The following is a 26,360-nucleotide window of genomic DNA, read 5'->3' on the forward strand; positions in this document are numbered from 1 at the left end:
GGGAGCTCATCGGATCAATCGGCTAAAGATCATCCGGTGCGTTTACGTTGCGAGCAGCATCACTTGGTATTAATACCGTCTGATGTGGTTGTGTTGCAATCCAGCGATACAGGCTACGGTCATCCGAAAGAGCAAGTTGCTTGAGCAAGGGCAACGTCGCGATCGGATAGCACGCAATGAGCGGTTGTAACCTATTGGTCTCGTCGATCGCGCAGGTGAGAACCCGGTTTGCTGTCCACACGGATTTCAACGTGGTCAAATGCACGTGCGTTAGGCAAGGCATATCAACGGGGGTGACCAAGCAAGCGGCGAAGTTGTTATCCGATGCGTACTGCAGGGCACTGATGATGCCGGTGATCGGACCTTGAAACGCCACGTTATCGTGCAAGAAGACGTGGTTGAGATCGACTGGCTTTTCGTTGGCGGCACCGGCGATGCAAACTTCGGCACAGACAGCTTGCAACTGATCGATCGCGTGATCAATGAATCGACCGCCGTCGGAGTGCGGTAGCAGTGATTTGTTGCTGCCCATTCGTGATGATTTTCCGCCGCAAAGAACAACGCCCAGGATGCGATCTTTCACGTTGCCAGTGTTCACGATTCGTGTTTTTGTAAAACGTCTTCGACCCACGATCGAGCTCGCATCATCGTTGGGAAACCAATCGTCGGAGCGGAGACAACGGCAACGTGGTGTAGGTCTGCAGGCGTACAACCGGCTTGCAGTGCTTTGCGGCAATGCGAGTGGGCGGCACCCTCCAGGCCCGAGCCGATGGAGATGGCAAGTTTGACCAACGCCACTTCGCGAGCAGACAGTGGACCGGCCTCACGTGCGGCTTGTCCAAAGGATTCGTAAGATTGCATCAACTCCGGATAGTCGGAGTGCATCTTCTTGTAGGACTTAGGGATCATGGCGCAATGTGGTTTTCAGGATTCGTTTAACAAGAAATTTCGTCGGCCGCGTGACACCTTTCGCAGGGCTACTTGGCGTCGGCCTGAATGGCTTCGATCAGGGCTTTCATCGTATAAGGATCGGCTTCGGCGTCGATCTGGTAGCCCAAGCTGGTGAGCGTTTGGGATGTAATGGGGCTGAGGCTGGCGAGCTTGGTTGTTTTCAAATGATCGCCAAAGAGCCGGTGTAGGTTTTCCGCTGTTGCACTGCTGGTGACCGTGACCCAGTCGATCTGGCCGTTGCTAAGTGCTTCGGCGATCTTAGGGGCTGCCTGCGGGACATCGACATTGTTGTACGCGACGACCTGGGTGACGTCGGCGCCGGCTGATTGGAGTGTGCTGGCCAGCGTATCACTGCCACGACTGGCTCGGACGATTGTGATCTTCATCCCTTCGACGCCCGGTGCGAGGAGTTTGGCAAGCGAGTCGGCGCTGAAGTTGTCCGGCATAATGTCGGCGTTTAGGTAATATTCTTTCAGAGTCTCGGCGGTTTGGCTGCCGACCGCGGCGATATCCGGTGCGTTTAAATGCCGAATGTCTCCGACACGATCCATCATTCGATCCAGGAAGTACCGAACGCCATTGCGGCTGCAGAAAATCAATATCTCGCATGCGTTCAGGTCCGCAATCGCCTGATCGACCGGACCCCAATCGTCCGGTGGCCCGATCGCAATGGCGGGCTGCAACAGAACGTGGGCACCCAAGTCACGAAGCGGACTGGCCAATGCTTCGGCTTGTTCGGCGGGCCGCGTGACCAAGATGGTTTGCCCGAACAGCGCTCGGTGCTCGGCCCAGTTCATCGATTCCGCCAATTCGGTTACCGGGCCGATGATCGCGATCACTGGCGGGCGAAATTTACTGGCCGGAGTCAGGCTGTCGGCGACTTTGTCCAATCGGCAATGGATCGTTTGTTGATCGTTGTGGCTGCAACGGCGTATCAACGCGACGGGAGTGTCGGGGGATTTGCCGGCAGAGATCAACGACTGAGTCCAGCTTTCGGCGGTCGTAACGCCCATGTAGACAACCAGCGTGCCGGGAAACCGGGCCAATGCTTCCCAGTCGAGGGCCGATTCGCTTTTGCCGGGTTCTTCGTGGCCGGTGATCAGGGCGACGGCCGAAGCAAGCTTCCGGTCGGTGACGGGGATGCCAGCGTAGGAGCCAGCGGCCAGGGCTGCAGTGATTCCGGGCACGATCTCGAATGGCACGTCGGCTTGGCGAAGGGCATCGACTTCTTCGGCTGTGCGGGCAAAAACGGCCGGGTCGCCACCTTTGAGCCGGGACACTCGGAGGCCATTTTGGGCGTGGATAAGTATTTCGGCGATTATTTCGTCCTGGCGCCAGATCCTTTGCTGGCCATGTTTTCCGACGCAGATGTGTTTGGCGGAGGGGGCGTGACGCAGGAGATCGGCGTTGCTGAGCCCGTCGTAGAGGACGACGTCGGATCGGCCCAGTAATTCGGCTCCTCGCAGCGTCAAAAGCCCTGGATCGCCGGGGCCGGCGCCGATAAGGTAGACAATTCCGTGGTTTCGATCAGAGGTTGGCATAGAGGACTTGGTCTGAAATTAAGGTGTCTGACCCTTTCCAGTGGTGTGTATGTTCAGCTGGTTCGGACTGCCATTTTCAGGGTCAGACCCCTTTTTAAGGCAAAGCGTGGCCCCATTTTCGCCTGAAAAGTTGACTCTGGACAGGCGGCGAGTGGGTCGCCATAATACGCGGCCCCAAAGAAAACCTTTGTTTCCGATCAACTGACGCCATTTTGACGCCTCGACCGCGTCCTGCAATCGAAAATGCCAAACAACGCTTCATCAAAAAAACGCCTTCGTCAAAACGAAAAACTTCGCGTTCACAACAAGTCGATCAAGAGCAACATGCGTTCTCAGGTCCGTGCCGTGCGTACTGCCGCCGCCGCTGGAGATACCGAAAAAGCTCAAGCTGAATTTCGTCTCGCTTGCAAAAAGCTCGATCGCGCTGCGTCAAGAAACTTGATCCACCGCAATGCAGCTGCTCGCAGCAAGAGCCGTTTGAGCAAAGTAGTCAAAGACGCAGGCGGCAAAGCGTAACGTCGCTTTCCAAAACGAATCAAAGAAAAAGCCACCGAGTGATCGGTGGCTTTTTTTGTAGTGATAACGCGTTTGAAAAAAAAGACACGTTCTTTCTCGCCAAGCGAGGCGTGTCCTGCGAACGGCGTCGCAGGACAACGAAGTGCTTTTTTCAGAGTGGCTTTGTTATGCCCAGACCAACCCGGCGTCACCTAGTCGCTGTTTGGTCTCGGCCATCAAGGCGTCTTCTTCTGCTTCAGTGTCGGCGACATAGGTCACGCTGAATCGCAAATACGATCCGGCATCATCCCAAGGTACCGTGACGATGCCGAACTGTTCGATCAAGTGACGGGTGGCGTCTTCGCCAGCCGCGAACGTTTCGCCCGACTTGGTTCCGCTGGGTGACTTGGTGTAAAGGAAATACGTTCCGCCGGGCATCTCACATTCGAAGCCACATTCTTTCAGCGTGGCGACCAGTTTCTCCATTCGGCGACGGTATTTGGCATTGATGCGTTGCGGGATCGAATCATCGTCCAGCGCCGCTGCGGCCGCTTTTTGCGTGGCGATGAATTGGCCGCTGTCGCTGTTGTCTTTGACGTCGGAAAATGCCGACACGATTCGCTCGTGACCGCAGACAAATCCCATTCGCCAGCCGATCATGTCGTAGCCTTTGCTCATCGAATGCACTTCGACTCCCACGTCCATCGCTCCGGGGGTTTCCAGGAACGATCGCGGTTTTCCGTCAAACGTCAGCATGATGTGTGCGGCGTCTTGCACAACGACGAACTCTTTCTCTTTGGCCAGTGCAACGACTTTCTCAAAGAACTCTGGCGAGCAAGTCGTGCCGGTGGGCGAGTTGGGATAGTTCAGCACCATCAATTTGGTCCGGCGATAAACATCATCGGGAATCGAATCCAAATCGGGCAAGAAACCATTTTCAGCCAACAACGGAAGCTTGAAAACTTCGCCGCCGTAGTAACGTGTGTGCGTCCCGGCAACCGGATAGCCCGGGACGGTCATCATCGTGATGTCGCCGGGATTGATAAAGCAGGCAGGCAACATGGCGTAGGCCGGTTTGCTGCCGATGCAGTGATTGATTTGCGTGGCCGGATCTAACTTGACGCCGAAATTTCGCTGCATGAAACGTGCGGCGGCTGCTTTGTATTCGGCAACACCGTTATCAGCGTAGCCACGGTTTTCGACCTTGTTGACTTCGTCGCCCATGACTTTGCGTACCGATTCGTCGGCCATGGCGTCATTTTCGCCAATGCCGAAATCCAGCAGTTTGCGATCGGGGTGATCCGCGAGGGCCTTTCGTTTGGCACGTTTGATCTTTTCAAATTTGTAGATCTCGGTGCCTTTGCCGTAGTCCGCTCCGCCGATGCGGTCAGCAAAGAGACTTTGAAAATAAGGGTCGGTCGCCGAAGCGTTGTCTTTGGTAGCGGTTGACATGGGCAATCTGAACTGGTGGAAATGATCGAATCGAAGACCTACGAAGTTAAATTGCTTGCCCATCAGTAGGCAAGGGCGGAGCGAAATTTCAGGCTTGCTGATGAGTCGTATCTGCGGCAGATTGCTCAGCGACCAGGCGTTTTGCGACCATCAGTTTCAGCGGTCGAAAGACTCGGACGGACACCAAAGCTCCGGCCAAGCCGACGCATCCGCCCAGAATCAAGAAGAAGGCGTTGGCCATTAACGCTGGAAGCAAGGAGGCAGCGAGCCAGGAAGTGAAACCGGAAACCGCAGCAAAACGCGTCAGCGAATCGGGGGTCCAGTCGGCCGTCGTGTGCCCCATCGCGACGAAAACAAGGTACACCAGCGGTACTGTCGCCATGGCAACTGCGCATCCCAGCGTGAATCCGAACACTACGGCTATGATTGGGGTTGTCAGCATGCCCGGGCTCAACGAACCAAAATTCCATAGCACAGACGCAACGGCAAGAAAAAATCCGACCACGGCCCCGGACACACCCACTCCCAAGATTCCGTTGCCGATCACCTCGCCGCTTCCGACTATTTCCATTTCCACTGGTTCGGTAGAAACCATCGGATCAAGGACTTCATGGGTTGGCGCGTATGGATTGATCGTCGGAGCAGTTGCGACCGGTTTGCGGTCGGGGTCATTCATCAAATGTCGCCCGTAATCGGATTGGATGCAATTTCGTATGGCGGCATCATCGCTTCGATTGATGAAGCCGTGTTTTCAGCGGCCAAAGATTGGTCGATTCTCTTGGCCAGCGAGTTGACAACCAAGCGTGTTCCAATGGCTCCGACCGTGCCCGGCACACATGCCATTGCGAGAGCCGGCAAAGCAAACGACCCCGGCAATGCGACACACAAAAATCCAGAGATGAATCCACCGATCGATCCAAACCGCCGAACACGATGGCCTGTCCATGGGACGCCGTTCAAAATGGTGAGGGTGCCGATCACGTAGCAAACGGGTACGACGACCAACGCTACCACTCCCGACACGAAGAAGCCCGTAAGGCTGCCCAGCATAACGATGGCCAAAAAATCGTCGAGCTCGAACTTGGATGAGTTGAAGCCATTGCCCATGAAAATCACCAGGGCAGTGCCCAAGCCGAACACGGCTCCCGAAAATGCTGTTCCCGCAATCGTGATCCAAACAATGTTGCCACCACTGACAGCGGGGCCGACAGTCTTCGGTGGGAATGCGGCAACGGTTTGGCTCTCACCCGATGGTGCATAGGGATTGATCGAAATGGTGGAATCAGGATCGGGCATTTTCGAAGGTCGGTTTCTTCTGCTCGGGTCATTCAACAGTGATTTACCCAGGACGCCAATGGCGGCCAGGTAGTGGACGGTCGAAGTGCTTGCTTGCCCGTAACGCTGGTCTACGTTGAATGGCGAAACGCCGGCCAGTTGCCTTCTTGGACGTTTCGCATTGCTGTCCAGGCGATACAATTCCCTCTGTGGCGGTGAGCTTTATTCTAACCGCGATGAAACGCCCTGTTTCAACCTACACACTGCCGACTACCCACCTTTTGCACGTGCTATGGCTGCTGCGGACAATACGTCTGAAATCGATTTGCTGCGGGCTCGCTACGAAGAACTAGCAGAGTTGGCGGGGTCTCTGGCACATGAGATCAAAAATCCTCTGTCGGTGATTCATATGAACATCGAATTGCTCAGCGAGGATTTGGCCGAGATTGATTCGCCCGGTACACGCCGGTCCATCGACCGCGTTGATATCGTGCGCGAACAATGCGAGCGGATGGAAGGTTTACTGCGCGATTTTCTGCGTTTCGCACGCATGCGCGACATGGATCTTGTTTCGGGCAATCTAAATGATCAAGTCGAAACTGTACTGCGAGCTTATCAAGCGCAGGCGGATGCTGGCGACATCGACATCGAACGCTACTTGGATCCGGACCTGCCGGCGATTTTGATGCACAGTGATTCGCTGCAAGCGGCGCTGATGAACTTAGTCAAAAACGCTTTGGAGTCGATGGAAACCGGCGGGCAGCTTTTGGCAAGAACTTATATGACTCGCCAAAGCGTCGCATTGGATTTGATCGATACCGGGAGAGGCGTTGATGACAACACGGTGTTGCACATGTTCGAACCGTTTTACAGCACCAAGGACGGTGGGTCGGGGCTCGGATTGCCGACCGCCCGAAAGATCATCGAAGCTCACGGGGGCCGGATCGGGGTGCAGAGCGAAGTCGGTCGCGGAACCAAGTTCACTCTGGAATTTCCCGTGCCAAAGCGGTTGGGCTGATTGCCGGTCTAAGCCACTCACCCGAAACGGTGCTCCGCAGTTTTACCCGCGGAGCAGTTCAGTGCAGTGTAATGCCGTTCATCTGCACGGCGGAGTTATCGGTTTCCGCGGCGCACATGGGAAGCGTCAGCGGACCGAACAGACTAAAGCCGGATCACTTGCTCTTCGTTGACCGTTTCGGTTTTCTGTTCGCACTTGGCGTCGAGTTCGATTTTCACGCTCCAACGTCCGTCCGCATCGCCATTGATGATCCAGTGTGGCTGAACGGAAACGCTTTGGTGAACCAATTCAAACCCGGCTTCGCTTTGGCTGACCGTTTCGATTGGAAACGCCCAGATGCTGCTAGGTCGATCGATTTCCATTCCCACATCGATTCCAAGCCAACGGTCCGAAAGGCTCAGGCCTGTGGTGTCGTGCAAATCAATTCGCTGGCCTAGCTGGCCCAGTTGATTGCCGTTGACGTCGGTGAAATAACGGTCGTTGGCACCCGAGGGAAGTCCAGCAAAGTTGAACTCGATCGCGAAGTGCAGTGGCTGGCTGGGAGGCAGGTTTTCCAAGAGATAAGTGACTTCTAGTTTCTCGCTATCGGCGAACATCGTGACAGCTTTGGTCAACGTGATTGGAATGCCCCATGCATTGCCGTCACGACGCATTTGCACTTGGACACGATCCGCACCACGACGCAATTTCGTCTCGAAAGTCAGTTCGACAAAGTCACCTCGCTCGGCAGCCTTTCCGTCGGCAACTTGTTCCAGCGAAACATCGTTGTCGTAGAAGTGATCCATCAAACTCTTGCGAGCGTAATTGTCATAGTGCAGTCGCTGGTCCAAATCAGCTTGTTTGAACACCACTCGGTCATGGATGCTGGCGGCCGTATCCCCATCATCGCTAGAAGGACCAGCCAGGACTTTCTGGTGATAGCTTTCGGGACGACGCTGAAGTGTAGCCAGCAGGTTGTGGCTAATGTCACGCACGTCCAATTCGTACATGCGTCCGCCACGACCAGGCGCCACCCAAGCACAGAGTTTGCTGTTGCTCATGCGGACTTCTTGCAGCCCGTCAAAGTTGTAATCGTCGGCGGTTGCCATGACTCCGTTGTCAGTCCCTGTGGCTTGATCCAAAAGCGTGTCGGCCGTGATCAAGTGCTCAAAGACGGCATTGCGTAGGTGCGGCAGATAGATGCCGCCAAATGCTCCGTGCCAGTAAGGGCAATTGCATTGACCTTGGTACAGATGGTCACGGATTTCGCCCAAGGCAACCGGATCAACGCCTGCGGCTTCGGCTTCAGCCAATCGCCGGCTGACATGCATCATCCGCGCGTACATTTCGTTGGTCTCTTCGTACTTCGTCTTGAAGTTACGCCAGTAGCCACCACGTACAAATGATTTCAGGTCGCTCCAACGTTGGTGGTCTTCCATCGCGTGAGTCACGTCATCGAACGTGAGCTGCGATTGAACCGGAAGCGACCATTCTGTCATTTCGCGGTAGCTGCAATCGGGCAAGTAGACTTTGCCAGCGGGCGCGGTGTTACGAATCGCTTCGGCCAACGTGGTAGTTTTCAACCAATCGGCATTTTCGCTCAGTGCGTCAAAGAAGGACCGCAGCCAGCCATTTTGATAGACGTGGACTTGGGTGTCCGGCCAAGTTCCGAACTTCTCGCCGTCGTCGCCAAACGTCAGCACCGCACCGGGAGATTGCTCGGCAATTTGGCGGCAGTAGTCGATGGTTTCGTGGGCCGGACGAAACGGGATTGTGTAACGCAGGTGCTCCGAACCGGGAAAGATTCGCAGCAGTCGACCGTTGTCTTCGGTGACAAAGTAGCCCGTCAATTCTTCGTTTTGCAGGCCGGCGGCTTTGAAGTGAAAGTCGTCCAGCACGGTGTACTGAATTCCGGCGTCGACAACGTCGCTGGTCAGGGATGATTCCCAGACTCGCTCAGGCGTCCACATGCCCATTGGCGCGGCGCCCAGGTTTCGTTCCAGCCAATCGCTGTACGTTTGGATTTGTCCCACGCGATCTCGCGGAGGCAGCATCGTCATGATGGGTTCGTACTGCGGACCGCCGACGATTTCGATGCGGCCGGCTTCGACCAACATGCGGACGCGATCGAGGTACTCGGGATGTCGCTGAGCCATCCACATCATCAAGGGGCCCGAAGTGTGCAGCGAGATCTGCAGATTCTCGTAAGGCTCAAAGACTTCCAAGAACGGCAGATAACTGTCCTGATAGGCTTGCTCGAACACGCCGTCAAAGTTGCCGACGGGTTGGTGGTTGTGCAGGACCAAACAAAGGTGGACGTGAGGCGTCATGGTCGTTGATTATTCAGGCGTGAGTGAAACAAGAACGATCGCAAAACGTGATCGTCAAGGAATGATCGCGAGACAACCTTTCCGATGGAGTAGATTGTCGAGTCGCGCTGTATGGATTGGGGCAGCCAGACGGTGACGTCAGCATGCTGCGGATTGTACGCTTGTTGGTTTTTCTTCCGAATGGTTCGCGTTCTGGTTTTGACCGGATTGTCTTGAAAATGTCGGCATGGCGACCGGAGTGGCCCTCATAACCAGTGCTAATTTCCAAGCCCAACAGGATGCCCTAGACGGGACAAATTGAACGTCCCGGTCAGGAAAATTGACACGAGAGGGATTATCGACCAAATCAAGGATCGAGTTCATCCGTTTTGCGGGGCAGGGTGTTTCCCGGTGACTGAGCGGGTTGCAGGACCCTGCGCAGCGCGTTTCACGGCCGCGGATTTCACGCACAAAAGATTCCGCTTCTAACAGTCGGGGCATCGCCACACAGAGAGCCTGATCAACGGTTTCCGCGTGGGTCTTCGCTAGCCGAGCACTGGCGATAGTTGGCAGCTGCGATCTCCGGCATGACCGAATTGATCATGCATTGGCTTCCGAATTCAAAACCAGCAATTCGGGAGAGCCGTGGAAAGATATCCATCGACCAGTGAAAGGATTCAGCGTCACCGGTTGCCGCGGGAGGCCGTGTATTGATCACGAAGTTGTACGCCGTGCCCGGCATTAGTTTCTCGATCCAGCGAGCAACTCGTTTGACCAGTCGTGCGACCGATTCGATCATTTCGTCGCTGGCCAAATCAAAACGATCGGCGTGGTCTCTGGGAGCGATGCGAACGCCCATTGGCATGGGGCTAGCAAAGGGGCAGAACGCAACGAGCGAATCCGTTGTCGCGACAATACGCTGTTTTTCCTTCTGTTCTGCACGGATCAGATCGCACTGCAAACAACAGCCCGTTTTGGCGCGATACTTTGCCGTCCGACTTAAGATTTCGCGAATGTGCGTGGGCATGATGTCGGTGGCAATCATTTGGCTATGGCTGTGAGCCAAAGAAGCTCCTGCATCGCCACCACAGTTTTTAAACGTACTGATGTACGCGATTCCGTCGACGTTTTGCCAATGGCCCATGCGGTCGCGAATCGCCGCAAATACCAATGCCAGATGACTGGTGTCCAGCGCGGTAATCGTTTCTTCGTGGTTGGGGGATTCCACGATGACTTCGTGGCCACCGGCAACCGGCGACTCGCTGAACAGTTTTGAACGGCGCGGGTGAGTGGTTTTGGGCTCGCGAAAATGGCCGTCGCCCACCTGCATGATCGCAGGAAATTTATTAGGAACAACTCGTACCAACCAGTCATCTGCCTGTGCTGCGGACAGCTCTTTCGGGTCACGGATGCACAGAGAATGTGCCAGCGACGTTTGGCGCACCAAAGCTGCTTGCTGGGCACGCGATGCGCTGCGAGGCATCGACTTTGCTGCCATTTCGGAATCGATCGTTCCGTGATCAGCTTTGCGACCAATCCAAACGGGAGCTGGTGTTTGGGATTCCGCGCCACGACAGAAAGGACAGCCGATGGCGGTATCGCTCTGAGTCAGGTCCGTCGACTGATACTGATCGGGGCGAGCGTCGCGCTGCGGAGCAAAGATCGTCGACTGGCCAGTGATTGGATCTAGCCGTGTGACTGCGGTGTCTGCCGGAATGTTAGACGCCTGCTTATTCGTGGCTTTCACAGAGGCTTCGGCGGTGGTCGGCATGGTCCGCAGCTTTCGTTTTTTGGATGCGGCACCTTGGTCGCATCTGGGCAATCTAAAGAGTCAGTACCTTTGTTATCGACGAGATTGAATCGCACGAACCACAGCTTTTGGTGGCTTCCTTCGCGATTCTTGGAACCTCTTCTAACAAACGTCCTAACAGCGTCTTCATCAATCGCTTTCAAACTGTCTGCTCAGATCGTAACCAATTTTCCTGCTTTTTCAGGAGGCGACTTTGCAAAAAAGCCCGCAATTTACTGTGCGAAATCGGACCATTGCGTGTGACACTTACCTAAGGGCCAGCGTTCGCTCGTAAAGTTCGACGTATTGGCAAGCACTCTTCCGCCACGACCAATCCTGTGACATTGCCGTTTCAACAATTTGTTTCCATTTTTCCCAATCGTGGTAGCGAAGCTGCAGTGCTTTGCCAATCGCTTCGTCCAATCCGGCAGCCGACGGTGATTTCAACAAGAATCCAGTGGCGGATTGGTTCTCCAGATTTTCGGTCGTGCAATCGATCACCGTGTTGGCAAGTCCACCCGTCGGCGTGACCACAGGAATGGTGCCATAGCGAAGACTGTAAAGTTGATTCAGTCCACATGGTTCGTAGTGGCTTGGCATCACGAAAAGATCCGAACCGGCTTCGATTCGATGTGCCAGCGTATCGCTAAATCCGACGTGCAATCCAAAGCGGTCGGGGTAGCGATCCGCCAGAGTTTGCAAGGCTTCTTCAAAGTGAACGCCGCCGCTGCCCAGGACAACCCACTGGATCGGCCGATCTTCGACGAGGTGTTGTTCGAGTACCGGCAGGATTAAATCCCAGCCTTTTTGTTCGGCCAATCGACCTACCAAACCAATCATCGGAAGGTTGGGATCGACGGCTAGGCCAAAGTGTTTCTGCAGCGCGTGCTTGTTGGCCGCCTTGCCGGATTGCCAATTGCTGCGGTCATAGTTTTCGGCCAAGTGCGGGTCTTTGGCAGGGCTCCAAACATCCGTGTCGATGCCATTGATGATGCCCGAGACACGGCCTTTGCGGGCCAGTAAAACTTGATCGAGTCCGCATCCGTGATGCGGCGTGCAAATCTCTTCGGCGTACTTGGGGCTCACGGTGCTGATCATATCGGCGGTGATCAGTGCGGTTTTTAAGTAGTTGACTTGATCGTAATACTCGTACTGATTCGCGTTGAAATGAATCCAGTCCTCGCCCGTCCAACGGTACTCTTCTTTGGGAAAGACGCCTTGATACGCCAGATTGTGAACCGTGATCACGGACTTGGCGTGCCGCACCCAAGGGAACTGCCGCAAGCCATCTTCTCGTTTTCGAGCGTTGTTCATCAAAGCCGGCACCAGTCCGCTCTGCCAGTCGTTGCAGTGGACGATGTCGACGGTCCACCCCATCCGTGTGATGGCCTGCATCGCGGCGCGGCAGAAAAATGCAAACCGCTGCGCGTTGTCGGGGTAATCGCCGTCAGCCGATCCGTACAAACCCAGCCGGTCAAAGTACTTGGGTTGATCGATCAACCAGACCGGCACTTCGGAATCGGGAAGCACAGCTTTCAGAAGTCTCGCGCCTACCAACTGCTTGTCCGACATCGGAATCGCAAAACTAATGTCCGTTGATTCGATCGGGACACCGCAATTGCGTATCGACGCAAAGGCCGGCATGATCACAACGGCTTGATGGCCCAAAGCGGCAATTTTGGCAGGGAGAGTTCCGCAGACATCGGCGAGTCCTCCCGTTTTGGCAAACGGTACGGCTTCGCTGGTCAGGTAAACGATATTCAATGGAGCACTCTTGGTGATATTCTTAGACCGTCCGTCTTGGACAAGCCGTCCATCATTAATGGAAAAGAGAATGGCTGCCCTGTTGCGCGTCAGTCCTCGGTTTCCTCAGCGGCGATTCTAGTCACGTGGAGCATGCTCCACCACATTGCGTCACGACGCGATTTGTAAAGGCGGCGTTTCGCACCTCCTGGCAATATCATTCGTATCAGGTCAGCCTTGCGACCAAATCAAACGCTAATTCGAGCATCGATGCGGCGGAGCATCAGCAACACTAACCGCGCGTGCTTGGATCCAAACAATGAAGTAGAATGATAGAACTTGGAGCCGGCTTCTGGAAAGTCATCATGTTGGTTGCCAGTTTCCCGTACCTCTGACGGATTTCGTTATCGAATGTCGATCGCATTGAGCGAATTTTGGACCCGACTGGTAAGCAGCGGGATCGCTGACGCGAAGGAATGCAAGTCGATTGCCGATCGTTTTTGCAAAGCCCACGACGGCGCACCCGCGTCCGATGCAACGACTTTGGCCGAATACCTTGTGCAAACCAAGCAGATTACGGCGTACCAGTCCCGTTCGCTGCTGGCAGCTTCATTCACGCCGATCCGGTTTGGCGGCTTTGTGCAAACGAGCGACCAGCCGTCGATGCCATTGGGGCATTGGTTGCCGGTAAAAACCATTTTGGGGCAGGACGCCAACTTTTTTCCCGGGTGGAGTGGTCGTAACGGATTCTTGTTGCGTTTGCCCATTGCTCAGGCCAGCGATTCGGTGGTGCAGTGGTTGACCGTTCATGCGGGGGTGAGCCACGAAGCTCTGCAGCCCATTGAGCTCTACGGTGTGGCCGGAAGCGATCGTGAACTCTTCACGCCGCTGGCCAGTGGTAGGTCGCTGGCTGATCTGACGATCAAAAAAATGAAAGTCAGTCGCGCCCAAGCTCTGACCGTGTCGATCGCAATCGCGAATGCGCTGTCGGCGCTCCACGCAAGATCATTGATTCACGGCGAAGTTCGCGCGGATCGAGTTTGGATGATGGCGGGTGGTCAACCGATTTTGCTGCGTGATCCCTCCGGGCCACCTCGTGTCCCGCGCGCTGATCCGGCGCTGAGCTGGTTGCACCCGACGGAATCGCCCGGCGGATATGCCGCGCCTGAGTTTGCCAACGCCAGTCAGGCCTGCACGGTTGCCACGGATATCTACAGTTTGGGCTGTCTGATGTTCCGGATGTTTGTCGGCCGGATGCCAATGGACCAATCTGCCGCGGCGACTGGCAGTTCGCTCGAAACAGAAATCGCCCAGCATGCCGTGTACGTTCCCGCCGAATTGAATCATGCGATCGAGCAGGGCGAAGCCGGTGATCCTGTGTTAAGAGTGATCGCGTATGCCATGGCCAAGAATCCTGCGTCGCGTTTTTCGTCGGCGCAGCAAGTCGCTGACGCGCTGACCGCGATCCAAGCGAGTCTTTCTTCGCCAGCTGCCAAGCCGTCAAAATCAAAGAAAAAAAGTAAGACGGCGAACGACGCGAATCCGTCCGCTGATCGCCAAGCCCCAGAGAAAAAGAAAGAAGAGAAGTCGCCGAACAAAACAAGCGACAAGCCATCGAAAGTGGCCAGCGCATCGCAGTCCGATGCCGATCCGCCAATTCCCGCAGCAAAACTAACCACAGGCAAATCTGAGAAGAAAAAGGCAAAGTCTGCGAAAGCATCACCACCCAGTGAACCAGCCAAGGTCAAGCAGCCACCGAAAGGCGACAAGAAACCAGCAAAGACAGCTCCTCCGGTCGCAGCTCCTCCGGTCACAGCACCGGCGGCAAAGCCCGTCGATGTTCCGCCGAAGCCAGGGGCTGCCGACCGAGTAGACGCGGCGGCTAATAAAACTGCCAAGACGCCGCCGCAACCGATCGTCAAACAATCCGAACGGCCATCGGCAAAGAAAGTCGCCGCCCAGCCGCCTGTGGTACAGCCGCCTGAAGTCCAGCCTACGGTAACCCATCCCGTAATAGGCCAGTCCGCAGAAAACCAGCCCGCAGCAATCCAGCCACCTTCGGTTCAGCCACCATCGATCGAAACTGCGGCGTCTCCCATTACTACTGCGGCGCCCACGCCCACTTCAGAATCGTCACCGCCTAGACGTCGCCGCCGCAAAAAGAAAAACAATTTGCCGTTCATTCTTGGCATGTTGTCGATCCCGTTGTTGGCAACTTTCATCTTGCTGGTCGCCAGAGGCACTGGAGGCTCCGATTCGCGAGAGAGCAGGGGCCGTCCTCCGGTCCCCACCGTGGTCCCACCCGTTGCGTCCTCGACGCGGAACATTGCTACAACCGATTCGCAGCCAAACGTTCCATCCGACGTCAACTCGCAAGGCCAAGCCAAGGCCGGATACCAACTGGTCAGTAGTGGCACTTTTCCCTGGGCACCGCCGTACCCCGCCGACAGTCAGCACTCATCGCTGGCCCTGCTGCCGCCGGGACCCGCTGCGGTCATTTCCTTGCGGTTGAGTTCATTGATGGCGGATCCGGTTGGGCGTGATTTGGTCAACGCGTTGTCCCCGGAGCTGTCCGGTTTGATCAAGCAAGCTGTCGACAGAGTGCGGATGCCGTCGGAAGACATCAAGCGACTTTCGGTGGCCTTGCATCCAGGGCGCGATGGTTGGCCGCAAGTCTCTCTGGCCGTCGAACTGACCGAATCCAAGCCCGTTAAATCGCTGGCTGATCTCTGGCAAGTTTCATCCGCACGAACCACCGACGGTGCAACGATCTACGCGGGAGACGAACGCGACAGCGACGCTTTCTATCTAGGTGATTCACAGAAAGGAGCGATGGCTCCCGATTCGATGGTCACGCGATTCGCGGTCGGATCAATGGATCAAATCAAAGCAGTTGCCGAAAACGAAGGAGGTGACATTCCGCTTGCTCGGGCGATGCAGAGACTGTGGGATTCGACCAGCCAGGAGTCGCATGTTGTTGCGTTGGTGACACCCAACTTTCTTTTTGCTGATGGTCGCCAGATGCTGGCGACAGCCACGCCCGAATTAGTGGCTCCACTGAAACAAATGCTGATCACTGATGTTGCAAGCGTGCTGTTGTCGGCCACGGCTAGCGGTGACGTCGTCTACACGGAGCTAAAGGCGGTTCCAAGCGGCGGGATTAGTTCAGCAGTGTTGATGCGAAAGCTGGATGCAAAAATTCAGACTTGGCCGGCATGGGCCGATGCATTCAGTGTCGATGTGGTGCCAGACCGATCGTGGCGAAGACTCGCGAATCGATTGCCCCAGATGATGCGTTTCCTGGTGGACCACACACGTCTGGGAGTCGAAAACGACATCGTGGTCGCTAACAATTATTTGCCCGCGAATGCTGCGACGCAGATATCGGTAGCCACTTTGTTGGCGATGAATACGCAGCCTGGCGAAACGGGTGCCGCATCGATGGCGTCTTCATCAGAAACGTTGACCATCGATCAGATGTTGGATCGCAAAATGTCGATCGCGTTCGATCAACTGTCTCTGGAGTTCGCCATCAATGCAGTGGCGGATGAATTTTCGGCTTCTTTGCCAAGCGGATCGACGATGCCCGAAGTGCGGATCATCGGATCGGATCTGCAGAAAATGGGGATCACACAAAATCAACAGATCCGCGATTTCAGTCGCAAAGACATCCCGCTTCGGACTGTGTTGACCGACATCGTTTTGGGAGCCAACCCGGACAAAACCGCGACGGGGCCCGGTGACGTCAAGCAAAGTTTGGTCTGGGTCGTCCACGAAGAAGCGGGCAAGAAAGTGATTCTGGTGACCACTCGAAAAGCTTCGGACGGACAATACGACCTGCCGACCGAGTTCCGGATCGCTCCGTAGACGTGTTCGGCGAGTTGGAAAAAGTCGCATTGCGCGGATTATATCGCCCGTGCACTCCTGTTTTGGGGCGGTGAACACGAAACGCAGTGTCCATCGCGATGCAGCATTGGACGTACCCGTGTGCTGACTACAATCGATGCCCAGGCAGTGGTCGTTTGATCAGAGCATTTCTATTCCGCTCTGTGGGTTCGTCGATCAGTTGAATTTCATTCCCTCGTCAGAAAGCCTGACGATAGTTTTGGTAATTGGTAGTTATGCGTGTAATTGTGACAGGTTCGAGTGGGTTGATTGGTTCAGCGGCCGTTCGGCACTGGGATGCGTTGGGCGACGAAGTCATTGGCATCGACAACGACATGCGTGCGACCTTCTTCGGTCCCGATGGCAGTACCAAGTGGAACCAAAGCGTCTTGGAACAAGAAACCAAAAACTTCCGCACCGTTTCGATCGACATTCGTGACCGTGATGCCGTGCTGGATCTTTTCAAAAACGAGCCGCCAGATGTGGTCGTTCACTGCGCGGCGCAACCATCGCACGACAAAGCAGCTGCGATCCCATTTTTGGACTTCGAGGTCAATGCGAACGGCACTTTGAACCTGCTAGAAGGCACGCGTCAGTTTGCACCCGAAGCAGCGTTCTGCCATATGAGCACCAACAAAGTTTACGGTGACGCACCTAACGAATTGCCGCTGGACGAATTGGAGACGCGTTGGGAGTACGCTCGGAAAGAAGATTATGACGGCATCGATGAAAGCTGCCGAATCGATCAAACAATGCACTCGTTGTTTGGTGCGTCCAAAGCGGCTGCCGACATCTTGGCGCAAGAGTACGGACGTTATTTTGGGCTCAACACGGGAATCTTCCGCGGTGGATGCTTGACCGGAGCCAGCCACAGCGGCGTGGAACTGCACGGTTTCCTTAGCTACTTGGTGAATGTTGCTGTCACCGGCAAACCGTACACGATCTTTGGCTACAAAGGAAAGCAAGTTCGCGACCAAATCGAATGCAGTGACGTCGTCAAAGCATTTGAAGCATTCGCCAAGAACCCGCGTCCAGGTGAGGTCTACAACATTGGTGGTGGCCGCGACAATGCAGCCAGCGTGCTGGAGTGCATCACCATGATCGAAGAGATCAGTGGTCACAAAGTCAACTTCACATTGGGCGACGACAACCGCAAAGGCGACCACATCTGCTACATCAGCAATCTGGCCAAGCTGCGTCGTGACTATCCCGATTGGGACATCCGCGTTTCGTTGAAAGACATTCTGACGCAAATGATCGCGTCGGCCGAATCAAAGGCATCGGTTGGAAACTGATTGCTGCCCGGCTAGGCGGAAGTCAACTGCATCACGCGGATCGGATGTTCTGGATCGTCATCGAGCACCATTTTGTGCTCGGTGTAGTTCCACGGTCGATCTGCGATCCACTCGCGAAATTCGTTGGCGATGATCCGGTAAGGATCGCTTAGTAAAACTTGCCCGCCATCGGAGAGGTGTTGTTGCCAACAGACTTCCAGCTCGGGCCATAGGGTTCTCAGATAGGTCACGTCACTTCCCAGGATGATCGGGAATCGACGGTCCGCGATCGTATCTTGACCAAAACGCAATCGCTGTACCGTGCACCGCTCGCGCACCGGATCCACACTCATGCGAACCAACAGCAGCGGGTCATCGACACCATCGGTCAAGATCACGTTGGCACCTCGTAACGCGGCGGCAATCCCCGCGTGACCGGTGCCGCAGCCGAGTTCCAGCACGTCGACATCGGCTAGTTCGACGTTGGCCAGGTATCGATCCAGGCCGGCGGCTGCTCGCCACGTCGCTGCCCAGAACGGATCGATCACGCCTTCTTCTCCTGCATCTTGGCGCTCACATGCTTCGATCAACATTCCATCCGGATCGGCGGCAACCGCCAGTTCAAATGGCCGGCCAGCGATGTTGGTCGTCTGCCACATCCATTTCAGCCGGGCGTTGGCCTGCTGCGTCAGATCGTGCAAGTTGGTGGGGTTGGGCATCCGGCTATCAACTTCAGGAAGGAATAATTTGGCGGTGGGCAAAGCTCTGTCGCGATCAATTCACGACGCCGCGTTCCAGGTGCAGGCATCGATAACGACAAATGCCGGCATCGAAAAGAATAGACTTTAGAATCAAGCTTGCCCGCTAGTTTGCGTTGAGCAGTTTCGCTGCTAGTGGGGCGTAGTACGTCAAGATACCGTCAGCGCCGGCTCGTTTAAACGCCAGCAGGCTTTCCAGAACCGTTTGCTCTTGATCCAACCAGCCCGCCTGAGCAGCAGCTGCCAGCATCGCGTATTCGCCGCTGACCTGATACGCAAACGTGGGCACACCAAAGGTCGACTTTACTTTGCCGACGATGTCCAAGTACGGCATTCCCGGTTTGACCATGACACAGTCGGCACCTTCCTGCAGATCCAAAGCGACTTCGTGCAGAGCTTCGTCAGATTGGCCGGGATCCTGTTGGTAGGTGTGTTTGCTGCCACCGGCAAGATTTCCAGACGAACCGACGGCGTCGCGAAAGGGCCCGTAAAAGGCGCTGGCATACTTGGCCGCGTATGACATGATTTGCACATTGTGATGTCCCGATGCGTCCAAGGCAGAGCGGATCGCGCCGATGCGACCATCCATCATGTCGCTTGGTGCAATGATGTCGCAGCCCGCGTTGGCTTGCACCACCGACTGTTTGCAAAGCACTTCGACGGATTCGTCATTGACGACGTAATCATCGCAAACCAATCCGTCGTGACCATGACTGCTGTAGGGATCCAGAGCAACGTCGCAAATCACGCCCAGTTGGTCGCCCGCTTCGGACTTGATGGCTTGAACTGATCGGCAGACCAAGTTGTCTGGATTGTAGGCTTCTGCGGCATCTTCTGTTTTAAGATTGGCAGGAGTGGCGGGGAAAATGGCGACGGCGGGAATCCCCAGTTCGCAGGCCTGTGCGGCGCAGCGACGAAGCGAATCCAGATCCAATCGCTCGACGCCCGGCAGGCTTTCGACGAGCTGCGGACTCTCACCTTCGTGGACAAAAACGGGCCAGATCAAATCATTGACCGTCAGTTGGTTTTCTGAAACCAAACGTCGTGACCAGTCATGGCGTCGCTGACGACGCATTCGAGTTGCGGGATACGCCCCGCGAGCAAACTGAAACATCAAAGGTACCTTGAACGAAAACGCGACTCTCTCTGTTCGCTGCATCATCTTAGCTGAATTGATTGACTTGCTCGCCCCGGCGTCCTGCTAGATCCAGCGGGCATGTTTTCTGGCACGTCTTAATCGCGCCGCTGCCGAGAGGCGTTCGTGGCACAGTTCGCTCCGGATCAACCCATTTGGGGCCGGGGGCAGGTCGTTGTATTTGCGATGTGAGCTCAGTTGAGGGGTGAGTTTTGGCGGTTGTTCCAGTGAGACCTATCCGATGATCATGGAATCGGTATGACCAGAATTACCCGAGCAACACTTGGTTGGGGCATCACCCGATCGAGCTGTTCTGGCCGGCATGTTCGTCACAACCCGTACTAGGCAATCGAAGTCGTTCCGCTTGTAGCGTTTGTCGGGTTGGTAGGTGAGAAGCGTGGTCGGACTGTACGGCTTTTCAGGCAGCGTGCGATTGTAGCTGGTATGCCAGCGGTTCGTTTCGCGTCTAGTACTACGGGTTGTAAATCGCATTGTGCTGCAACGTCATCACAGTTGCTAGGATTCCGTCAGCGACGCACTAACGCCAAGACGATGAGTTGACTGACGCGAGGAGCCGGTCATAAGGATGTGACCCTTCGGCGCTCGTAAGTCAAACACACGAAAGCGAAATGTCTCATGGATGAGTTACGTTTCAAGCAGCGAGGGATCAAAGCCAGATCCTTGCGTCGGCTTGCTCTATTTGCAGCAATCAATTGTTCCTTAATCGCGCCTGCCGGTTCATGGTGTCGGGCGGATGATCCACAAGAACTGACGCAGAATCTACGTGGACTGCTCGCAGAAGGTTGGGCGTCTGAGCCCACGTTGTCGGAGCACACCTCATCGGAGCCCACGTCGTCGAACAAAGTGCAGCCCGAAACTCTGCCCGCCCCGGCTCCCATCAGCATGTCATCGCAGGGAGCGAATCGGCTGAAGCCAATCACGATTGACGCTGCTGAGGACATCTCGGCGTTTGCACATCGCGAACTGTCGAGCACTCTTAGCTACGGCGATATTCCTGCACGGACGATTTTCGATAAAACGGATCCCCCGTCGGTACCCGCCTACGAATTGCCTCTGCTGCCGCCACCATCAGAGAACGCATCGCCAAGGAGCTTGAGGTTAAGTGACCAGCAGTCTGGCGATCGCAAAACTAGCTCCCTAGCGTTCACGATGCCCGAGTCGCTCACGACTAAACCGGAGTCAGTTGAACGAGGAATTTCAGCAGGCAACCACCGTCAGTCGTCTGACAACGTTGCTTTGCAGGAACTCTCCTTCGATCGCCTTAAGTCGCATGCGTTGAGGTCGATCGCCAGCGAACAAGGTTTTGGACTACTCGGCAAGAACACCACGAGCCAGTTGCCAGAAAGACGTTACTCGCCAACGAAGTCTCCTCGCAGCCAATCCGCAGCAAAAACCGTCAGTCGGCGTAAGCAGGATGCTCGCCACGCCGATGTTCCTGGCGGTGGCACAATGAGCGGGAAGACGATTCACGCCAGCAAGCTGGGCGAGATTGCAGCGGTGCAATTGCAGGACGCCCAAGGAAGGCTTCGGCGTGGTGCCACCCACGGAGCAAAACAACTGGCCATTGGTGCACTTCAAAATCTGGTCGCGTTGCAGGACGTGCGGCAGGGAGACAATCGAAATGCACAGCATTTAGACACCGCGCTGACAGCGATCCGCGAATCGGAAGACTTCAGCGGCAAGTTTGGCACCGTCGATCAACGCGTCCTGCAGCGGTTAGTTGTCGCGCACCGGACATCGGTGTTGAAAGGACGTGATCTGAGCCATGTGTCGGCGATGCGAGCCACGGAATCTTACTTGGCAATTGCTCGCGAAGAAATTGTCAAAGCCACTGCATCGATTGGCTTAGCCAGCGATGCTCTGGTTCTCCTGGGACGAATCGAGGCCACGATTGCAGATCCTTCGGACCCCCGCGGTGGCGCCGTCGCGTTGTCATTGCAACAAGCCGCGGTCGAAGTCGATCCGGCCAACAGTCGTGCTTGGTTGGAATTGGGCACGACGATGATGAACGAAGGTTTGTTGCAGGAGTCGGTTGAGATTCTGTCGCGAAGTGTCGAATTGCAGCCAAGCCGTCGCGGGTACGAAACCTTGCTGACAGTTGCGAGTCATCTCCAAGATGCTGGCACGGTGCAGAGGTGCCAGGTCGCCTTGAAAAATCCCAGCCTGAATAAACAAATTCCTGTTCGGAAGATTGATCAGGAAGCATTTGCGGCTCTGTATAAGCCGACTAATTCGATCGCAAGAAATGCGACGTCCGACAAACCAGCTTCGCCGGCGGTCAGCCAACCGGTCGAAGCGAAACCGGTCAGTACGAAGACAAAGAAGTTCGGGTTGCTGCGTTCGTGGATGATGCCAAAGAAAAGTCGTTAGTCGAAAACGCTCGCAGGCCCACAGCAGGCTCTGGCGATGTTGGGATGATGCTGTGCCGAGGATGAAACGCTTTATGCGTCGACGTCCAGTATTGAGTTGTGTTTCCAAAAAGGATTGCGAGAGACCAATGATCGTATTCATGAATAAGAACAAACGTGTTTGGGCAGTGCTCTGTCTGTCCGCGATTGGTTGCTTGGCATTTTCTTTACCGGCCAGTGCACAAATCACGAATGGCGATTCGGTCGAAGAGTTGCCCAAGCCTCTGGTTCAGAAAGCACCACATATTCAAGAAGCACCGCCCGCTCGTTTCGAAGAAGACGAGCCATCGCTTTCGGATCGAGTCGACGATGCCAGAGATGTCGACGCGAGGGACAATGGCTCCAAGACGGAGGACTCTGTGTTAAAGGACGACAACACCCGCCGCAAAGATAGTCAACGCGAATCCAGTCAACCACGCCGAACGTTTCGGCCGTTGCCCGAAACGTCGGCTCTGCGTCCTCAGCCGGTATCGACTACCGTGCAGCATCGCATCGTGTCGCAAGGCAACGGTCACTTCTGTGCAAACTGTGTGGATCGAACAGGACGCAACGCAGGCATGATCGGCGGTTTCGGAATCGCCAACGGAATCGGCCCCTGCACGGACAAGGATTGCGAATGCTGGCAGTGTCCGCACAACGCTCCCTTCCAAATGCACGGTCCCGGTGACTACGCAGGCCCCGCTCGGACTCATCGTCTACCAGAGTATCGCTTGCGAACAGGCGACACCATTCAACTGACGTACTTAGTTGCTCCCATGAAGATGGCGGGTGCGTACCGTTTGGTTGTCGGTGATGAAGTGATGATCGAATCGGTGGCAGATGAAGACCTGCAGCGTGGCACCATGGAGCGTGGACTAAAAATTCAACCCGACGGAACTATTTCACTGCGTCTGATTGGTCAAGTTCATGCAGCGGGGCAATCGGTCGGGCAGCTTCGTGATCTGCTGGAGGAACTCTACAAAGAGTTTTACCCCAAGCCCTCCATCGACGTCACACCGATCAATACGGGAACGGCAGCTCGGCAGGTTCGGGAAGCGATCAGTGGTGCCGGCGGATTTGATCCACAATCGATCACGCAAACAATCACACCGGAAGGCGAAATCCGTCTGCCAAGAATTGGCAGCGTCTTAGCTCAAGGCTTGACGATGGATGAGCTGAAGGAAGAGATCAACCTGCGATACGACGATGTCGTCGGCGGGCTTGAAGTCGAACCATCGCTGCAAAGCCAAGCGCCGCACTACTTCTTTGTCTTGGGTGAAGTCCGTCAGCCGGGCCGCTACAACATGGATACGCCAACCACCGTGCTAGGTGCGATGGCGATGGCGGGCGGTCAGACCGTCGGAGCCAATTTGCGACAAGTCGTGATCTTCCGCCGCGGGGACGACTGGGAGTTAGTGTCGACGTTGATGGATTTGCGAGGAGCCGTTCTGGGCCGCACCGCCCATCCGAAAGACGAGATTTGGTTGCGTGACGGTGACGTGATCATTTTGCCGGAAGCACCGATCGAGTTGTTCAACAACTTTGTCCAGCAAGTCTTTACCGAAGGCATCTACGGGATCATTCCGTTGAGTGCTTCGTACAACTTCGGCGATAGTTTTAACTAACTGCGAAGTCAAAAAACCACTGTTGTTTGAGGCATCGGCAAGAAGAACTTTCGGGTTCTCTTGCCGATGTCTCGTTCGAACGGATGCGCTGCGAACGGGTACTTTGCGTGCTGCAATTCGCTTGACGATGGTTTTGGCTTTGCCGATTCGGTTCCTGGCCCTTTGTTCGCCGATGCGTCTTACTCCTGTGGGTATTTCAGTAAGTAGCGGGAAAGTTCGTCGATGCCGACACGTCCGTCTTTGTTCAGATCCGCAATGGGAAGAACCTCTTTCGATAGCTTTCCCTTGGCAGCCTTGTCGTGGAATTCGGACGCTTCGATATGCTTGCTGCGATTAGTGTCATGCCGCGTGATCATCCGAGTCGCAAGTTGAAATTGTGCCGGGCCGAAGCCGCGGTCCTTTCGTATGGCGGCCAAACGCGACTCGATTTCTTTGACGGTGATCTTGCCATTCTTGTCTTTGTCGAACTCGACGTATTGCTGCGGCATGACTTCGCCACGTGGATTCAATTCGCTCTCTGCTAGTTCGCCATCGTGGTTAAAGTCACGCGACATCAAGTAGCGGAATTTCTCTTGGTCGGGCACCGTCAGGCCTAGGTCAAGCCGGTGTTTCGCAAGCATCGTTGCGATTTCCATCACACTCAGTCGCTCATCACCGTCGTGGTCAAAAGGTCCAGCAGCAAGCGGAAGTCGCGCCGCCGCCCGTTCTTCAATATCCAAAAGGTTGTCATTGTTCTTGTCGAATTGTTGCGCAATCTGAAAGGCGCCCGCTTGATCGATCGACTCGATCCCCATTTCGCGTCTGAGGCCTCGCATGAACGCGAATTGCCGAGACATTTCTTCGGAGCTGATGATGCCGTTCTTGTCGGTGTCGAAATCCTTGGGGTTGCTTGGCCAACCCCGCTCAATTTCTTTGGGGTCTAGTTGTCCGTTTCGATTCTTGTCGTGGCGACGAAGAAAAACTCTGACGTTGCTCAAGTCTTCCGCTGTGACATCCGCGTCGTGGCGTAGTTTCGCTTGCCGGATCGCTAGCTCCAAATGAGTCAGTTTGCCGTCTTTGTTTATGTCATAGTCCTTGACCAAGTCACGCCACTTCAGGGTCTCTTGTTCCTTGGCGTCAATGAATCCGTCTTCGTCCGGGTCATGTATGGTCATCTCACGAACCGCAACACTTAAGTCGCTCGCGATTAGTTCAAGTGAAAACATGTCGACTTTTTCGTCATCTTGGCTGGTCGACTGCGCGGGCGCCCTCGCGACCATGCAAAGCAGCAAGGCAGAGACAATCAGGGATTTGGATGCGAATGGTTGTTGGCACATGTGCTTTCTCCTTTTGGAGTAGGAAGGTCAGCAGTCGTGTGTGGTTGCTTTGACAAATGGATGCTAAAGAAGCAAGATTTCTGAAGCGACACGGAGTCCGCTGTTCATCGCGCCTTGAATGCTGGGGGTTTCCATGTGGTCGCCGCATACGAAGACGCCATCAGTTGCCGTCACCGGTTTTTGGACTGAGTTAAGACAGGTTTTCGGCAGCCCGTAGGGAATGCGATAGGTTCTCAGACGCGTCCAAGCGTTGACGTCGTCCCCGAACCAACTGGAAAGTTGCTGGCGAATCAATTGATCCAGTAAATCGATTTCATCATCTTGATTGGTTCCTGAAACGCTGACACTGACCAGCGATTTTCCCGCGGGTGCGTACTGCGGCGCAATATTGCTTAGCACAACAGCGGTCTGCACAGGACCGCTTTCATCACCACGCAGGATGAGAGATTTGCGATCATCAGGCCGTTTGTCGGTTGCGTAGTAAACTGTGGTGGCGGAATTCCACTGAGTATCCATCGGCTCGGAGCCCAGCAACTTGGCGGCTGCTGACGACTCGGTTGCGACCACGACATTCTTGCCGGTCAGCGTGTCGCCGTTGGTCAGCGTAACGGATTGATCGGACAGGGATGCCACTGTCGTTTGCAGTCGCAGTGTGCCGCGGGGAAGACTCTCGGCGATCTGCCGAGGAATAGCGCCCATGCCATCGGCGGGCACAGTAATGTCGCCCGCAGCAAACATGCGAAAAACAAACTCCAGCATTCGGCTAGAGGTCGTCAGTGATTCGTCCAAGAAAACGCCACCCAAAAACGGGCGAAAGAACTGGTCGATTATTTCGGAGCTGAAGCCATCGCGTTGCAATCGGTCGATCGTTGTTTGATCAGCGCGACCATACAAGTCGTCAAGCGTTCCACGATTGCTGGCGGCACGTAGTTTGGCAATCTTCAGTTTGTCGCCCAACGATCCGATGGGACTGAACGCCGTTTGGATTGCTTTGCTGGGTTGGCGCCAGGGGTCGCCCAGGAATGCGAATCGCCCCTTATTTCGTACCAATGCGCCAGGATCGAATTTCTGCAGACGCAGGGCAGGGTAATCCAATATTTTTTGGCAAGCCGGATAGGCGGTCAGCAAGACTTGGAACCCGTGGTCCATCGTGTAGCCGTCTACAGCATCGGTGCGGACTCGCCCGCCCACGCGATCGGTTGCTTCCAGTACGACAACGGAACGACCGGCCTGGGTCAGTTGGGCGGCGCAAGTGAGACCGGCAAGGCCTGCTCCGATGATGATGACATCGCTTGTGTTGTTGGACAACTTGAAGGTTCCTAGTTTGGCTGTTGGAAGTGTTCAGGGCTCGCGCGTTAACTGACCGTTGCAGATTTCTACCTCAGCCGCTGGCCACGGGCGCAATGG

At 55.3% G+C, this 26,360-nt stretch carries 19 protein-coding genes; 6 read left to right on the forward strand and 13 right to left on the reverse strand.

The genetic code is table 11. The features are described 5' to 3' along the window. Positions 1 to 22: 22 nt before the first annotated feature. The 3 genes from mobA to cobA form a co-directional block, all read right to left on the reverse strand. The gene (gene mobA / locus K239x_RS02725) at positions 23 to 598 is read right to left on the reverse strand and encodes a molybdenum cofactor guanylyltransferase (RefSeq protein ID WP_145416142.1); all 576 of its coding nucleotides are present in this window, start codon (positions 596 to 598) and stop codon (positions 23 to 25) included. After that, positions 595 to 909, reverse strand: a complete 315-nt coding sequence (locus K239x_RS02730; RefSeq protein WP_419189593.1) for a carboxymuconolactone decarboxylase family protein — start codon at positions 907 to 909, stop codon at positions 595 to 597. Before K239x_RS02730 ends, mobA begins: the two co-directional genes overlap by 4 nt. A gap of 68 nt (positions 910 to 977) precedes the next feature. Further along, positions 978 to 2,492: a uroporphyrinogen-III C-methyltransferase gene (gene cobA / locus K239x_RS02735; protein WP_145416143.1), complete on the reverse strand. Its 1,515-nt coding sequence runs from the start codon at positions 2,490 to 2,492 to the stop codon at positions 978 to 980. A gap of 243 nt (positions 2,493 to 2,735) precedes the next feature. Between cobA and rpsT the strand changes: the two genes are divergently transcribed. Further along, positions 2,736 to 3,008, forward strand: coding sequence for a 30S ribosomal protein S20 (rpsT, locus tag K239x_RS02740; protein ID WP_145416144.1), 273 nt, complete (start codon positions 2,736 to 2,738; stop codon positions 3,006 to 3,008). 165 nt (positions 3,009 to 3,173) lie between these two features. Here the strand turns inward: rpsT and K239x_RS02745 are convergent, their stop codons facing one another. The 3 genes from K239x_RS02745 to K239x_RS02755 all read right to left on the reverse strand — a co-directional run bounded on the left by K239x_RS02745 (position 3,174) and on the right by K239x_RS02755 (position 5,735). Continuing rightward, the gene (locus K239x_RS02745; RefSeq protein ID WP_145416145.1) at positions 3,174 to 4,439 is read right to left on the reverse strand and encodes an LL-diaminopimelate aminotransferase; all 1,266 of its coding nucleotides are present in this window, start codon (positions 4,437 to 4,439) and stop codon (positions 3,174 to 3,176) included. Between the two features lie 88 nt (positions 4,440 to 4,527). Further along, a complete protein-coding gene (locus tag K239x_RS02750) occupies positions 4,528 to 5,115 on the reverse strand; it encodes a hypothetical protein (protein ID WP_145416146.1) in 588 nt (195 codons plus the stop codon). Continuing rightward, complete coding sequence (locus K239x_RS02755; RefSeq protein ID WP_145416147.1) at positions 5,115 to 5,735, reverse strand: hypothetical protein; 621 nt, start codon at positions 5,733 to 5,735, stop codon at positions 5,115 to 5,117. Before K239x_RS02755 ends, K239x_RS02750 begins: the two co-directional genes overlap by 1 nt. 271 nt (positions 5,736 to 6,006) lie before the next feature. On the opposite strand from K239x_RS02755, the gene K239x_RS02760 reads away from it, so the two are divergent. Then, on the forward strand, positions 6,007 to 6,732 hold the full coding sequence (locus K239x_RS02760) for a two-component system sensor histidine kinase NtrB (protein WP_145416148.1): 726 nt from the start codon (positions 6,007 to 6,009) through the stop codon (positions 6,730 to 6,732). A gap of 143 nt (positions 6,733 to 6,875) precedes the next feature. Here the strand turns inward: K239x_RS02760 and K239x_RS02765 are convergent, their stop codons facing one another. The 3 genes from K239x_RS02765 to glgA form a co-directional block, all read right to left on the reverse strand. Next, the gene (locus K239x_RS02765) at positions 6,876 to 9,041 is read right to left on the reverse strand and encodes an alpha-amylase/4-alpha-glucanotransferase domain-containing protein (RefSeq protein WP_145416149.1); all 2,166 of its coding nucleotides are present in this window, start codon (positions 9,039 to 9,041) and stop codon (positions 6,876 to 6,878) included. Positions 9,042 to 9,540: 499 nt separating this feature from the next. Then, positions 9,541 to 10,791 carry a galactose-1-phosphate uridylyltransferase gene (locus tag K239x_RS02770; RefSeq protein WP_145416150.1) on the reverse strand — a complete coding sequence of 417 codons (1,251 nt, stop codon included), beginning with the start codon at positions 10,789 to 10,791 and terminating at the stop codon, positions 9,541 to 9,543. A 285-nt stretch (positions 10,792 to 11,076) separates the two neighbouring features. Then, positions 11,077 to 12,573 carry a glycogen synthase GlgA gene (gene glgA / locus K239x_RS02775; RefSeq protein ID WP_145416151.1) on the reverse strand — a complete coding sequence of 499 codons (1,497 nt, stop codon included), beginning with the start codon at positions 12,571 to 12,573 and terminating at the stop codon, positions 11,077 to 11,079. A 390-nt stretch (positions 12,574 to 12,963) separates the two neighbouring features. Here glgA and K239x_RS02780 point away from each other — a divergent pair, with 390 nt between their 5' ends. Then, positions 12,964 to 16,419, forward strand: coding sequence for a protein kinase domain-containing protein (locus K239x_RS02780; RefSeq protein WP_145416152.1), 3,456 nt, complete (start codon positions 12,964 to 12,966; stop codon positions 16,417 to 16,419). Positions 16,420 to 16,673: 254 nt separating this feature from the next. Further along, positions 16,674 to 17,732, forward strand: a complete 1,059-nt coding sequence (locus K239x_RS02785) for an NAD-dependent epimerase/dehydratase family protein (protein WP_145416153.1) — start codon at positions 16,674 to 16,676, stop codon at positions 17,730 to 17,732. 11 nt (positions 17,733 to 17,743) lie between these two features. Here K239x_RS02785 and K239x_RS02790 read toward each other — a convergent pair whose 3' ends face one another. Together K239x_RS02790 and hemB are read right to left on the reverse strand one after the other, a co-directional pair. Beyond that, complete coding sequence (locus K239x_RS02790) at positions 17,744 to 18,430, reverse strand: class I SAM-dependent methyltransferase (protein WP_145416154.1); 687 nt, start codon at positions 18,428 to 18,430, stop codon at positions 17,744 to 17,746. A 145-nt stretch (positions 18,431 to 18,575) separates the two neighbouring features. Beyond that, positions 18,576 to 19,583: a porphobilinogen synthase gene (gene hemB, locus K239x_RS02795; RefSeq protein ID WP_419189594.1), complete on the reverse strand. Its 1,008-nt coding sequence runs from the start codon at positions 19,581 to 19,583 to the stop codon at positions 18,576 to 18,578. Positions 19,584 to 20,240: 657 nt separating this feature from the next. On the opposite strand from hemB, the gene K239x_RS02800 reads away from it, so the two are divergent. Then, complete coding sequence (locus tag K239x_RS02800) at positions 20,241 to 21,995, forward strand: tetratricopeptide repeat protein (protein WP_145416155.1); 1,755 nt, start codon at positions 20,241 to 20,243, stop codon at positions 21,993 to 21,995. Between the two features lie 139 nt (positions 21,996 to 22,134). Next, positions 22,135 to 23,637 (forward strand): polysaccharide biosynthesis/export family protein, encoded by a 1,503-nt coding sequence (locus tag K239x_RS02805; protein ID WP_419189595.1) that lies wholly within the window; start codon positions 22,135 to 22,137, stop codon positions 23,635 to 23,637. A gap of 179 nt (positions 23,638 to 23,816) precedes the next feature. Here the strand turns inward: K239x_RS02805 and K239x_RS02810 are convergent, their stop codons facing one another. Further along, positions 23,817 to 24,953 carry an EF-hand domain-containing protein gene (locus K239x_RS02810; RefSeq protein ID WP_145416157.1) on the reverse strand — a complete coding sequence of 379 codons (1,137 nt, stop codon included), beginning with the start codon at positions 24,951 to 24,953 and terminating at the stop codon, positions 23,817 to 23,819. Between the two features lie 63 nt (positions 24,954 to 25,016). Then, positions 25,017 to 26,261: an NAD(P)/FAD-dependent oxidoreductase gene (locus K239x_RS02815; protein ID WP_145416158.1), complete on the reverse strand. Its 1,245-nt coding sequence runs from the start codon at positions 26,259 to 26,261 to the stop codon at positions 25,017 to 25,019. Positions 26,262 to 26,360 lie beyond the last annotated feature (99 nt).

This window comes from Stieleria marina (assembly GCA_007741555.1).
In the GTDB taxonomy this organism is placed as follows: domain Bacteria; phylum Planctomycetota; class Planctomycetia; order Pirellulales; family Pirellulaceae; genus K23-9.